Annotated in this window: 9 protein-coding genes; 3 read left to right on the top strand and 6 right to left on the bottom strand. The window is 70.3% G+C overall.

Going from position 1 to position 12,374, the window contains the following annotated elements:
• Nucleotides 1–215: 215 nt before the first annotated feature.
• Nucleotides 216–2,414: an MMPL family transporter gene (locus tag Q7T52_RS18385; RefSeq protein ID WP_304805003.1), complete on the bottom strand. Its 2,199-nt coding sequence runs from the start codon at nucleotides 2,412–2,414 to the stop codon at nucleotides 216–218.
• A 117-nt stretch (nucleotides 2,415–2,531) separates the two neighbouring features.
• On the opposite strand from Q7T52_RS18385, the gene Q7T52_RS18380 reads away from it, so the two are divergent.
• Nucleotides 2,532–4,076, top strand: a complete 1,545-nt coding sequence (locus Q7T52_RS18380; protein WP_304805002.1) for an acyl-CoA synthetase — start codon at nucleotides 2,532–2,534, stop codon at nucleotides 4,074–4,076.
• A 137-nt stretch (nucleotides 4,077–4,213) separates the two neighbouring features.
• Here the strand turns inward: Q7T52_RS18380 and Q7T52_RS18375 are convergent, their stop codons facing one another.
• The 3 genes from Q7T52_RS18375 to Q7T52_RS18365 all read right to left on the bottom strand — a co-directional run bounded on the left by Q7T52_RS18375 (nucleotide 4,214) and on the right by Q7T52_RS18365 (nucleotide 8,524).
• Nucleotides 4,214–6,067: a long-chain fatty acid--CoA ligase gene (locus Q7T52_RS18375; protein WP_304805001.1), complete on the bottom strand. Its 1,854-nt coding sequence runs from the start codon at nucleotides 6,065–6,067 to the stop codon at nucleotides 4,214–4,216.
• Nucleotides 6,068–6,160: 93 nt separating this feature from the next.
• Complete coding sequence (locus tag Q7T52_RS18370; protein WP_304805000.1) at nucleotides 6,161–7,351, bottom strand: acyl-CoA dehydrogenase family protein; 1,191 nt, start codon at nucleotides 7,349–7,351, stop codon at nucleotides 6,161–6,163.
• 24 nt (nucleotides 7,352–7,375) lie between these two features.
• The gene (locus Q7T52_RS18365) at nucleotides 7,376–8,524 is read right to left on the bottom strand and encodes an acyl-CoA dehydrogenase family protein (RefSeq protein ID WP_304804999.1); all 1,149 of its coding nucleotides are present in this window, start codon (nucleotides 8,522–8,524) and stop codon (nucleotides 7,376–7,378) included.
• Between the two features lie 57 nt (nucleotides 8,525–8,581).
• On the opposite strand from Q7T52_RS18365, the gene Q7T52_RS18360 reads away from it, so the two are divergent.
• Nucleotides 8,582–9,310, top strand: a complete 729-nt coding sequence (locus tag Q7T52_RS18360; RefSeq protein WP_304804998.1) for a MerR family transcriptional regulator — start codon at nucleotides 8,582–8,584, stop codon at nucleotides 9,308–9,310.
• Nucleotides 9,311–9,425: 115 nt separating this feature from the next.
• On the opposite strand, the gene Q7T52_RS18355 is transcribed toward Q7T52_RS18360, so the two are convergent.
• The gene (locus Q7T52_RS18355; RefSeq protein ID WP_304804997.1) at nucleotides 9,426–10,463 is read right to left on the bottom strand and encodes an LLM class F420-dependent oxidoreductase; all 1,038 of its coding nucleotides are present in this window, start codon (nucleotides 10,461–10,463) and stop codon (nucleotides 9,426–9,428) included.
• 108 nt (nucleotides 10,464–10,571) lie between these two features.
• Between Q7T52_RS18355 and npdG the strand changes: the two genes are divergently transcribed.
• Nucleotides 10,572–11,258 carry an NADPH-dependent F420 reductase gene (gene npdG / locus Q7T52_RS18350; RefSeq protein WP_304804996.1) on the top strand — a complete coding sequence of 229 codons (687 nt, stop codon included), beginning with the start codon at nucleotides 10,572–10,574 and terminating at the stop codon, nucleotides 11,256–11,258.
• 12 nt (nucleotides 11,259–11,270) lie between these two features.
• Here npdG and Q7T52_RS18345 read toward each other — a convergent pair.
• Nucleotides 11,271–12,374 (bottom strand): SGNH hydrolase domain-containing protein (locus Q7T52_RS18345; protein ID WP_304804995.1); only part of this gene is annotated, 1,104 nt, incomplete at its 5' end.

Here is a 12,374-nt window from a genome sequence, read left to right as displayed (position 1 = left end):
GGCGTCGCGCACCCGCGCCGCCGCGGCGGTCAGCCGGTCGAGGTCGGCCCCGGTGGCGGCGAGCAGGGCGGTCGCCTCGGCCACGTCGAGCGCGGCACCCCGCTCCGCCCGTGCGAGGGCGCGGCGTACCTGCTGGGGCGTCGGCGCGTCGGTCATCACGAGAACGGTAAGCGTCCGTGGGCCGGGGGTGTTCCCCGGCCCACGGAGTGGCCCGCTCAGACCGGGACCGACTTGTCGAGCGTGACCTCGCTCTGCGAATCGTGGTCGAGGTCGCCCACGGTGAGCGGCAGGTCGTCGGGGTCGAGCTTGCTCGGCCACCAGATCTTGGCTCCGAGGTCGAGGTTGAGGGCCGTGACCAGCACGGACCGCACGATCATGGTGTCGAGCAGGACCCCGAGCGCGACGGCGACCCCGAGCTGGGCGAGGAAGACGAACGGGATCGTCCCGAGCACCAGGAACGTCGCGGCCAGGACCAGCCCCGCCGAGGTGATGACCCCACCCGTGGACGACAGCGCGATGAGGGTGCCACGCCGGGTGCCGTGGCCGGCGGTCTCCTCGCGGACCCGGGTCATCAGGAAGATGTTGTAGTCGACCCCGAGCGCCACCAGGAACACGAAGGCGAACAACGGGAAGCCCGGGTCGACCACCGCGCTCGACGGCCACTGGTCGTAGAGGTGGGGGAGCACGTAGTCGAAGACGAGCGCCGACAGCCCGAGGGCAGCCCCGAACGACAGCACCACCGTGCCCATGAGCAGCAGCGGCGCCAGCAGCGAGCGCAGCAGGCCGATGAGGATGAGGAACACCACGAGCAGCACGATCGGGATGATCACCTTGTTGTCGCGGTTGGCGGCGTCCTTGGTGTCGAGGTAGAACGCCGACCCGCCGCCGACCTCGGCGCCGGCGCCGTCGACCGCGTGGACGGCGTCGCGAGTGTCCACCACCACGTCGTAGGCGGCCTGGGAGGAGATGTCCTGGCCGATCGTCGCCTCGACGTAGGAGCGGCCGTCGCCGATCTCGGTGACGTCGCCCAGCTCGCCGAGGCCGTCGACGTCGCCGAGGGCGCCGAGGACGTCGTCCTCGCGGTCGGTGGCGAAGACGACCTGTGCGGTGTTGGACGTGTCCTGGAGACCATGGTCGACGAGCACGCGCTGGCCGACGATCGAGTCGAACTCCTTGGTGTAGGACTCGTCGGTCGGCAGGCCCCCGGTGTCGATCTTGAACAACCCGAGGCACGCCACGGCCAGCACCACGGCGGTGCCGACCCAGACCACCCGCGGCCGCGGGACGATCCGGCGACCGACGCGGGCCCAGAGCCCGGTCTGCGTCGGCTCGGGCGACCCGTAGGTCGGGCGCACCGGCCAGAACAACCACCGCCCGCAGATGACGAGCAGGGCCGGGAGGAAGGTCACCATCACGAGCACGGTCACCCCGACGGCCACCGCCAGCACCGGGCCGAGCCCGGCCGTGGAGTTGAGGTCGGCGAAGACCAGGCCGAGCAGGCCCACCACGACGGTCGCCGCGCTGGCCAGGATGGCCGGTGCCGCCCGGTGGAGCGCGAAGGCCATGGCCTCGTGGCGGTCCTCGTGGCGACGGAGCTCTTCTCGGTAGCGTGCGACGAGGAGCAACGCGTAGTCGGTGCCGGCCCCGATGACCAGGATGCTCATGATCGCCTGACTCTGGCCGTTGACCGTGAGGTCGGCGTACTTGGCGAGCAGGTAGATGACACCGCCGGCGATGTTGTAGGCGACGGCGGCGCTGAGGATCGGCAGGATCCACAGCACCGGGCTGCGGTAGGTGAAGAGCAGGATCACGATCACCACGAGACCGGTCGCCAGCAGCAGCGCGCCGTCGACGCCCTCGAAGACCTCTGCGGCGTCGGCCGCCTGGCCGCCGAAGCCGGCCAGGTGGACGTCGATGCCGTCGATCTCGCTGAGGTTGCGGATCTCGGTGGCGGCGTCGGGGATCTTGTTCCAGCCGTCCTTGCCGAAGTTGAAGACGAGGTAGAGGTAGGCGACCTCACCGTCGTCGGACACGACCGGCGGCAGCTTGGCGCCCTGGTCGACGGCGGCCTGGCGCGTGGCCGGCGTCAGCACGCCGGCGTCGGTGACCCCGTCGATCCGGCCGATCTCGCCGGCCTGCTCCTCCATCGCAGCGAAGTCGGCATTGGTGAGCCCGCCGTCGCGGTGGTAGACCACGAGGGTCGGGATGTCGTTGGGATCGATGGTGCTGGAGAGCTCCTCGGCGACCATGGTCGACTCCGCCGACTCAGGCAGCCAGGAGCTGGCCTCGTTGTTCTGGACGTCGGCCAGCTTGGCGCTGAGCGAGCTCATGCCGCCGGCGAGGACGAGGACGGCGACGAGCACGACCCACTTGGTGACGCGGCCGGTGAGTCGACCGGCGATCTGACGGTGCATGGGGGTCACCCTTCCAGGTGGTGCCGACACTCGGCATCAGGGATTTCCCCGATAGACCGGTGTCGCGACGAAAACTCATCTCTGGAGTGATGACGTACCGACTGCCAGAGTCGTGACATGTATCCCGGCACCTGGGCCCAGACCCACCCCGACAAGCCCGCGCTGGTGATGGCGGGCTCCGGTCGCAGCCTCACGTACGCCGAGCTCGACGACCGCAGCCTGCGCCTGGCCAACCGGCTGCGGGCCGCCGGGCTGCGGCCGGGCGACGTGGTGTCGCTGCTCAGCGACAACACCCCCGAGACCTACGAGGTCTACTGGGCCGCGCTGCGCTCCGGGCTCTACATCACGGCCGTCAACCACAACCTGAGCGCCGACGAGGTGTCGTACATCGTGCGTGACTGCGGGGCCGGGGCGCTCGTCGTGTCGGCAACCTCCCCACGGCTGGTCGCGCTGGTCGAGGCGCTCGACGTCGAGGTCGCCGAGCGCCTGGCCTACGGCGGCCGCGTCGACGGCTACGGCGACTACGAGTCAGCGCTGGCCGACGCCGGCGCCGATCCCCTGCCCGAGCAGCCGCACGGCGACGACCTGCTCTACTCCTCCGGCACCACCGGGCGGCCCAAGGGCATCAAGCTGCCGCTGCCCGACTACGCCGTCGACGAGCCGGGCTACAAGTACGTCGCCATCTTCGGTGGCCTCTACGCCTTCGACGAGTCGACCGTCTACCTCTCGCCGGCGCCGGTCTACCACGCGGCGCCGCTGCGCTTCGGCGGCGTCGTCCACGCGCTCGGCGGGACGCTGGTGATGATGGAGAAGTTCGACCCCGAGAAGTTCCTCGCCGCCGTGCAGGAGCACCGCGTCACCCACACCCAGATGGTGCCGACGATGTTCGTGCGGCTGCTCAAGCTCGACGACCCGGTGCGGACGTCCTACGACGTCTCCTCGCTCCGGTGCGTCGTGCACGCGGCGGCGCCGTGCCCGGTCGAGGTCAAGCACCGGATGATCGAGTGGCTGGGCCCGATCGTCAACGAGTACTACGCCTCCACCGAGGCCAACGGCGGCACGATGATCAACAGCGAGCAGTGGCTCGCCCACCCCGGCTCGGTCGGCGTGCCGCTGATCGGGGTGCCGCACGTCTGCGGCGAGGACGGCGCCGAGCTGCCCGCCGGCTCGGTCGGGACGCTCTACTTCGAGCGCGAGGAGTTCGAGGGCGCGTCGTTCGCGTACCACAACGACCCCGAGAAGACGGCGTCCACCCAGCACCCCGACCACCCGAACTGGACCACCGTCGGCGACCTCGGCTACCTCGACGACGACGGGTGGCTCTTCCTCACCGACCGCCAGGCCTTCATGATCATCAGCGGCGGGGTCAACATCTATCCCCAGGAGGTCGAGGACCTCTTCTCGCTGCACCCCGCCGTGCTCGACATCGCCGTGATCGGCGTGCCCGACGACGAGATGGGGGAGCGCGTCGTCGCGTTCGTGCAGCCCACGCCCGGCGTCGAGGGCGACGAGTCGCTCGCCGCCGAGCTGACGGCCTACGCGCGCGACCGGATCGCCCACTTCAAGGTGCCGCGCGAGATCCTCTTCCGCCACGAGCTGCCCCGCACGCCCACCGGCAAGATGGTCAAGGGCAGGCTGCGCGACGAGTACGCCGGCGTGTGAGATCGGTGCTCGACACGTGGTGGGGATTCACCGCTGCACCGGTGTTTCTCCTCCTTCTACGACGAAACTTCGTCGCAGAAGGAGGAGAACCTCCGCGTAGGCGGTGAATCTCCACCACGTTCGTCGGGCCTCCCCGCTCAGCCGTAGAGCCGGTCCAGCACGTCGGAGTACTTGGTGTTGACGACGCGGCGCTTGAGCTTGAGCGTCGGGGTCAGCTCCTCGGACTCGGCGGTCCACTCGGTCGGCAGCAGCTCGAACGCCTTGACCTGCTCGGGCCGCGAGAGGCGCTCGTTGGCGGCGTCGACGGCCGCCTGGGCCATGGCGCGGATCTGCGGGTGCTGGGCGAGCTCGGCCAGGTCCTGGAACTCCAGGCCCATCGACTGTGCGATCACCGGCGCGACCTCGCCGTCGAGGGTGAGGATCGCGACGATGTAGGCGCGCCCGTCGCCGACGGCCATGGCGTGGCCGATGATCGGGGACTCCTTGAGGTAGTTCTCGATGTTGGACGGCGCGATGTTCTTGCCCGCGGAGGTGATGATCAGCTCCTTCTTGCGGTCGACGATGGCGAAGAAGCCGTCGTCGTCGAGGGTGCCGATGTCGCCGGTGTGGAGCCAGCCGTCGTCGTCGATGAGCGCGGCGGTCGCCTCGGGCTGGCGGTGGTAGCCGGGAGTGACGACCGGGCCGCGGACGAGCACCTCGCCGTCCTCGCCGAGCTTGACCTCCATGCCGGGGGTCGGGCGGCCGACCATGCCGAGCTTGAACGCCTCCGGGCCGTTGGCCGTGATGGCGCCGCACGTCTCGGTCATCCCGTAGACGTCGAAGACCTTGAGACCGAGGCCGGCCATGAACCTCGCGACCTCGATCGGCATGGGCGCGGCCGCCGATCCCGCCCAGGTGACCTGGTCGAGGCCGAGGAGCAGCTTGAGGAAGCCGAGGATCGCGCCCTCGGCGTCGGCGTACGCCTGCTCGATCTCGGGCGTCATCACCCCGCCGGTCTCCTGCGCGGAGACCCAGGCGAGGCCGGCGGCCATCGCGTCCTCGACCATCTGGCGGCTGGCCGGGTCGGGGTCGGCGGCGAGCTTGGCGGAGATGCCGGTCTTGATCTTCTCCCAGACGCGGGGCACGCCGAAGAACGCCGTCGGGTGCACCTCGCCGAGGGTCGCGAGCAGCTGCGACGGGTCACCGATCGCGTGCATGTGGCTGCCCTGGATCTGCGGGCCGTAGAGGCCGAGCACCCGCTCGGCGATGTGGGCGAGCGGCAGGTAGCTCACGCCGACCTGCGGGTCGAAGAGGCCGGCCGCCTCGAGCGTCGACTGGGCCTCGTAGAGGACGTTGAGGTGGGTCAGCACCACGCCCTTGGGGTTGCCCGTCGTACCGGACGTGTAGAGGATCGTCGCCGGCGAGTCGGGGGTCAGCTCGCCCGCGCGCGAGGCCACCTCGGCCTCGTGCTCGGCGCGGTAGGCCGCCCCCGCGGCCACGAAGTCGGCCCAGGTCGTGAAGCGCTCGTCACCGGCCGGAGCCTCGGCGTCGAGCAGCACGATGGTGGTGAGGCTGGGCGTCTCGCCCAGGGCCCGCTCCCACCGCGCCAGGTGGTCGGCGTTCTCGAGGACCGCCACCGCGGGCTGGGACTCGCCGGCCACGTAGGCCACCTGCTCGGGCGACAGGGTGTTGTAGATCGACATCGGCGTGGCCGCCGCGTGCACCGCCCCGATGTCGGCGACGAAGTGCTCGATCCGGTTGGTCGCCATGATCGCGACGGTGTCGCCGGTCCGGACGCCGTGCGCGAGGAGGGCGCCGGTGACGTCGAGCGCCAGCTCACGGGTCTGGGTCCAGGTGAGCGTGCGCCAGGTCTCGCCCTCGGGCACGTGGTGCTTGTCGGAGTACGCCGGGTGGTCGCCCGAGGACGCGACCACGTCGGCCAGCGCGGCGGGCAGCGTGCGGCCCTCGACGAGACCCTGGATGCGGGCGCGTTCGGTCAGGACGTCGGTCATGGTGATCCTCTTCGATCGGCTGGTGTGGCGTGGGTCACGTGCTGGGAGAACGATGGCGGATCCAGCAAGGTTCCGACCAGCGTTCGCGGAAGATCAGTAGCTCTTGGGGAGGCCGAGCATCGAGGTGCCGATGTGGGCCAGGACCAGCTGCTCGGAGACCGGGATGTTCTTGCCGATCCGCGCGTCGCGGAAGATCCGCTCGATCGGGTACTCCTTGGAGTAGGCCATGCCGCCCAGGGTCTGGAACGCCTGGTCGGCCGCCTCCCACGCCACCTGGGCGCCGGTCAGCTTGGCGACGTTGGCCTCGTTGCCGCAGGGGCGGCCCTGGTCGAAGAGCCAGGCGGCCCTGTAGGTCATCAGCCGACCGAGCTCGGTCTTGGCCTTGATCTGGGCCAGGGGGAACTGGATCGCCTGGTTGGCGCCGATCGGGCGGCCGAACACCTCGCGCTCGCGGGCGTAGCGGCTGGCGATGTCGAGCGCCGCCTCGGCGGTGCCGATGCCGCCGGCGGCGGCGAGGATGCGCTCGGGGTTGAGGACGTCCCAGAGCACGCCGAACCCGGCGTCGACCTCGCCGATGACGTTGGCCGCGGGGACGCGGACGTCGTCGAGGAACACCTGGCTGGACTGCAGGATGTTGCTGCCCATCTTGGGGATCGGCGTGTAGGACAGCGTGCCGTCGGCCAGCGCCTCCTTGACGTCGACGAGGAACAGCGTGAAGCCCGCCGTGCGGGAGAGGCCGCGCCCGGCGGTCTCGCCGGCCGGGATGGTGCGGGTGACCGCGATCATCCAGTCGGCGTTCTCGACGTTGGAGATCCAGATCTTCTGGCCCTTGATGACGAACTCGTCGCCGTCGCGGCGCGCCTGGGTGCGGATCTCGATCGCGTTGCTGCCGGCGTCGGGCTCGGTGAGCGCCAGGCAGAACTGGACCGTCCCCTCGGCCAGCCCGGGCAGGATGCGCTGCTTCTGCTCCTCGGTGCCGTGCCGGGTCAGGGTCATCGCCCCGAAGCCCGGTGTCGTCACGTAGAAGAACGTCCCGGCGACCCCGCCGGACGCGCACAGCGTCTCGTTGGCGACGGCCAGCTCGAGCAGGCCCTGTCCGCCGCCGCCGTACTCCTCGGGGACGCAGAGGCCGAACCAGCCGCCCGCCCCGAGGTCGTCGAAGACCTCGCGCGGGAAGCGGTGCTCCTCCTCGCAGCGGGACCAGTAGGCGTGGTCGTACTTGGCGGCGACCGCCGCCACGCCCTCACGGACGGCGATCGCGGTCTCGGGCAGGTCGAGGTCCATGGCGTGTCGTCGGGGGATTGCCGGTCAGATGCCGAGCATCCGACCGATGATCTCCTTCTGAATCTCGGTCGTACCGCCGTAGATCGTCTGGATCCGGGAGTCTGTGTAGGCCTTGGAGATCGGGTACTCCGACATGTAGCCGTAGCCGCCGAAGAGCTGGACGCCCTGGTCGGCGAACTTCTTCTGCAGCTCGGTGGTCCACCACTTCGCCATCGACGCGAGCGAGGTGTCGACCTCGCCGGCGTTGAGCTTCATGATGCAGTCGTTGACGAAGAGCCGGGCGATGTAGGCCTCGGTCGCCATCTCGGCGAGCATGAAGCGGTTGTGCTGGAACTTGCCGATCGGCTTGCCGAAGGCCTCGCGCTCCTTGGCGTAGTCGAGGCACATCTTCATGATGTGCTCCATCGCGGCGACCGCGATCGCGGCGATCGAGACGCGCTCCTGGGGCAGATTGACCATGAGGTTGATGAAGCCCTCGCCCTCCTTGCCGAGGAGGTTCTCCTTGGGCACCATCACGTTGTCGAAGAACAGCTCGGCGGTGTCCTGGGCGTGCATGCCCATCTTGTCGAGGTTGCGGCCGCGCTCGAAGCCCTCCATGCCGCGCTCGACGACGACCAGGCTGATGCCCTGGTGGCCGGCGTCGGGGTCGGTACGACAGACCACGATGACGATGTCGCTCATGATGCCGTTGGAGATGAAGGTCTTGGAGCCGTTGAGGACGTAGTGGTCGCCCTTGTCGACGGCGCTCGTCCGGATGCCCTGCAGGTCGGACCCGGCGCCCGGCTCGGTCATCGCGATCGAGCTGATGAGCTCGCCGCTGACCAGGCCCGGCAGCCAACGCTGCTTCTGCTCGTCGGTGCCCAGGGTGCTGATGTAGGGGACGATGATGTCGGTGTGGACCGGGAAGCCGAGGCCGCTGGCACCGACCCGGCTGGTCTCCTCGGCGACGATCGCGTTGTAGCGGAAGTCCTTGATGCCAGCGCCGCCGTACTGCTCGTCGACGTCGAAGCAGAGCAGGCCCATCTCGCCGGCCTTGAGCCAGACCTCGCGGCTGACCTGCCCGTCCTTCTCCCACTGGTCGTGGTGGGGGACGACCTCCTTGTCCATGAACGCGCGCACGGTGGACCGGAAGTCCTCGTGCTCCTGCTCGTAGATCGACGGGGTCTCGGGCATGCTGTCCTCCATGAGTGTCTTCGCCAGTGCTGATGTGACAGTACTACTGTCATCGTCATGGGTGTAGCCCCCGACGAGGTCGATCCCGACCTGCTGACCATCGACGAGCTCGCGGCGGCCGTCGGTACGACGGTGCGCACGACGCGCTACTACGCGAGCCTCGGGCTCGTCCCGCCCCCGGTGAAGCTCGGCCGGATCGCCTACTACGGCCCCGTCCACCGGGCGCGCCTCGAGCTGGTGCGCGCCCTGCAGGACCACGGCTTCACGCTGCAGGCCGCCGAGCGCGTCCTGGCCGCGATCCCGCCCGACGCGACGGTCGAGCAGCTCGCGCTGCAGCGGGCGATGCTGACCTCGTGGACCTCCGAACCCCCCGAGGTCCTCACGCGGCGGGCGCTCGAGAAGAAGGCCGGGCGCGTGCTGTCCGACGACGACCTCGAGACCCTCGCCAGCACCGGTGCCGTCGAGCCCGTCGACGGCGGGTGGCGGGTCATGTCGTCGCTCCCGGTCGGCCTGGGACTCCTCGGCGTCGACGTGCCGCGGGAGAGCCTGGGGCTGGCCGAGGCCGCGATCCGCCGCCACATGGAGGCGCTCGCCGACGAGCTCACCACGATCCTGCACGAGCAGGTGCTCGAGCCCTACCGCCGGCAGAGCTCCTCGCCCGAGGACGCCCGCCGGCTCGAGGAGACCGTCTCTGCCCTGCGCCGGCTGACCCTGGAGGCCGTCGTCCACGGGTTCCAGCGGGCGGCGAACGCCGTCATCACGCGGTCACTCACGTCACAGAAGTGAGCAGGCGTCACACGGTGGAGATCCTCCGCCTCAGCGGTGAATCTCCTCCTTCTGCGACGAAACTTCGCCACAGAAGGAGGAGAAACCCCGGGTCAGCGGTGAATCTCCACCACGGTCAGCCCACGATCTCCTTGAGCTCAGCCAGGGTGGCAGCCGGGTCGGCGGAGGCGGGCATCACGTTGAGGTGGGTGATGCCGGCCTCGCGGAAGGCCTCGACCCGCTCGGCGACGTAGGACGCCGGACCGACCAGGTTGGCGGCCTCGAGCCACTCGAGCGGGACCAGCGCCTCGGCTTCCTTCTTCTTGCCGCTGAGGTAGAGGTCCTGGATCTCGGTGGCCTCCTTCTCGTAGCCGTACTGGCACGCGAGGTCGTTGTAGAAGTTCTTGCCCTTGGCGCCCATGCCGCCGACGTAGAGCGCGAAGAGCGGGCGGGCGAAGTCGAGCATCGCCTTGGTCTCCTCGCCCTCGCCGATCGCGAGCATGCCGCCACCGGTCATCTGCAGCGGGCCGAGGTCGGCGGAGCGCTTGGCCTTGCCGGCGGCCAGCGGGCCGCCCCAGGTCTCGGCGACCTTCTCGGGATAGACCAGGTGGGGCATCCAGCCGTCGGCGATCTCGGCGGTCATCTCGACGTTCTTGTCGCCGAGCGCGGCCACCCAGATCGGTACGTCGGCCCGCTCCGGCTTGGTGAGGAGCTTGAGCGGCTTGCCGAGCCCGAGGCCCTGGTCGGCCGGCAGCGGCAGGGTGATGTCGCGGCCCTGGTGCTCGAGCTTCTCGCGGCGCAGGCCCTGGCGCACGACCTCGATGACCTCGCGGGTGCGGCCCAGCGGGCGGGTGTAGGGGAGGCCGTGGAAGCCCTCGATGACCTGGGGGCCGGAGGCGCCGAGGCCGAGCACGGCGCGGCCGGCGGAGACGTTGTCGAGGCCCGCTGCGGTCTGCAGCAGGGCGCCGGGGGTGCGCGAGAAGACGTTGAGGATGCCGGCGCCGATCTCGACGGTGTCGGTCTTGGCGGCCAGGTAGCCCATCAGCGTGGGGGAGTCGAAGCCGTAGGCCTCGGCCACCCACACCAGGTCGAGGCCGGCTCGCTCGAGGTCGACGACCTGGTCGGCGGCGGCACGGGGGTTGCCGTCATACATCAGCATCGTGGACAGCTTCATGGGTGCTCCTGCGGTGACGTGGGTCGACTCTGACAGTGGTGCTGTCACGATAGCCCAGCCGACGGCCCTCGTCCGAGCGGGTGGACGGACCCCTGGCATCATCGGCGCGTGACCAGCTATCGCATCGCCGTCATCGGAGGAACCGGACCGCAGGGCAAGGGGCTGGGCTACCGCTTCGCCCGCAACGGGCACACCGTGGTCCTCGGGTCCCGCGCCGCGGAGAAGGCGGTCCCCGTCGCCGAGGAGGTCTCCGCGCGGCTCACCGACGTCGACGGCGCCGGCTCGGTCACCGGAGCGGCCAACGCCGACGCCTGCGAGGGCGCCGACGTCGTCGTGCTGGCCGTCCCCTCCGACGGGCACGACGAGCTCGTCGAGGACCTGGCCCCCGCGCTCGAGGGCAAGGTGGTCGTCTCGTGCGTCAACCCGCTCGCCTTTGACAAGCGCGGCCCCAGCGGCATCGTCGTCGACGCGGGTGAGGGATCGGCGGCCGAGTCGGCCCAGCGGATCGCGACCGGCGCCACCCTCGTGGGCGCCTTCCACCACGTCTCCGCCGTCACCCTGTGGGGCGACCGTGACCTGATCGAGGACGAGGACGTCCTGGTCTGCGGCGACGACGCCGACGCCAAGGCCGTCGTCATCGAGCTCGCGCGCTCGCTGTCGGGCCGCGACGGCGTCGACGCCGGCAAGCTCCGGCTCGCCCGCCAGCTCGAGCCGCTCACCGCCGTGCTGATCTCGATCAACAAGCGCTACAAGATCCACTCCGGCGTACGGATCACCGGCTTCGACGCACACTGACCGCTCGGTCGGTCAGCGGGCGCCGGAGGTCTCGGTCTCCGAGCTCGTGCCGGTCGTGGTCCCGCTGGTCGGGTCGCTGGTCGGACCGCTCGTCGGGTCGGCCGGGTCCGAGGTCTCGGGCTCGACCGGCTCCTCCGTCGAGCGCTCGCGGCTGCGGCGCCTGCTGCTCTGCTCGTCGTCGGGCGTGGGGTCCTCGAGCAGCCCGAGCGCGACGCCGAGCGGGAACCACAGCTCGCCGGCGCGGGTCGCGGTGATGTGGGCACGGTCGCGGTAGGCGATGGTCGAACCGATGACGACCGGGCACTGGTCGTCGGCACACAGCCACGCGGTCGGGTCGACGTGGTCGATCCGGGCGCGCTCGGCCGCGTCGACGGAGACCTGGCGCATCTCCTCGTTGTAGTCGGTGGGGCCGAAGATGCAGTCGCCCATCTTGTCGTTGGCGGCGAGGCAGGCGCCGGGCTCCTCGGGCAGGCGGGGCACGTCCTCGAGCAGCAGGAGCTTGCCGACCAGCGGCTCGTAGGTGGCGAACATGTCGTCGAAGCCGACGGCGAGCTCGTCGTGCACGCCCTCGCGCGAGACGACCTTCTCGCCGGCGTCGTTGTAGACCCCGGCCGGCGGCGGTGACGTGGCGACGACCATGACGTCGGGCTTGAGCTCGGTGACCCGGTCGACGACCCAGTCGTGGAACTCCTCGCACTCGGGCCACGGGTCACCCGTGCCGAGGCGGCCGGGGTCGACGAACGACGCCGTGCACTGCTGCTTGACGAGGTAGTAGGTGGCGTAGCCGGCCTCGGTCGCGATCCTCTCGAACGCCGGGATCCAGGCCCGGGCGTGGGAGTCGCCGGTGACGACGATGACCTTGTCGGAGCCGACGGCGCCGCGCTCGCACAGCGGCCGCTCGGGCAGCTGGTAGTTGCACCCGCCGACGTCGGCGATGTCGTCGGACAGGTCGAGGACGTCGGGGGTCAGGTTGCTCGGGATGCGGGCGCCCTCGCGGCCGGCCTGCACCGAGGCCTCGACCAGGCCGATGACGGCGTCCTCGTCGTCGATGCCGTAGTCGTCGGCGGTGATGGCCTGGTCGTCGCCGCGCTCGCTGCCGAGGTACTCGGCGAGGTT

This window comes from Nocardioides sp. (assembly GCF_030655615.1).
GTDB lineage: Bacteria > Actinomycetota > Actinomycetes > Propionibacteriales > Nocardioidaceae > Nocardioides.
This window is presented reverse-complemented; position numbering and strand designations above follow the sequence as displayed.

Bases quoted from the DNA above. Each gene is read 5' to 3' on its own strand.
- Q7T52_RS18360 (WP_304804998.1), top strand. From the start codon at position 8,582: ATGGGTGTAGCCCCCGACGAGGTCGATCCCGACCTGCTGACCATCGAC.
- Q7T52_RS18385 (WP_304805003.1), bottom strand. From the start codon at position 2,414: ATGCACCGTCAGATCGCCGGTCGACTCACCGGCCGCGTCACCAAGTGG.
- Q7T52_RS18375 (WP_304805001.1), bottom strand. From the start codon at position 6,067: ATGACCGACGTCCTGACCGAACGCGCCCGCATCCAGGGTCTCGTCGAG.
- Q7T52_RS18370 (WP_304805000.1), bottom strand. From the start codon at position 7,351: ATGGACCTCGACCTGCCCGAGACCGCGATCGCCGTCCGTGAGGGCGTG.
- Q7T52_RS18355 (WP_304804997.1), bottom strand. From the start codon at position 10,463: ATGAAGCTGTCCACGATGCTGATGTATGACGGCAACCCCCGTGCCGCC.
- Q7T52_RS18365 (WP_304804999.1), bottom strand. From the start codon at position 8,524: ATGCCCGAGACCCCGTCGATCTACGAGCAGGAGCACGAGGACTTCCGG.
- Q7T52_RS18380 (WP_304805002.1), top strand. From the start codon at position 2,532: ATGTATCCCGGCACCTGGGCCCAGACCCACCCCGACAAGCCCGCGCTG.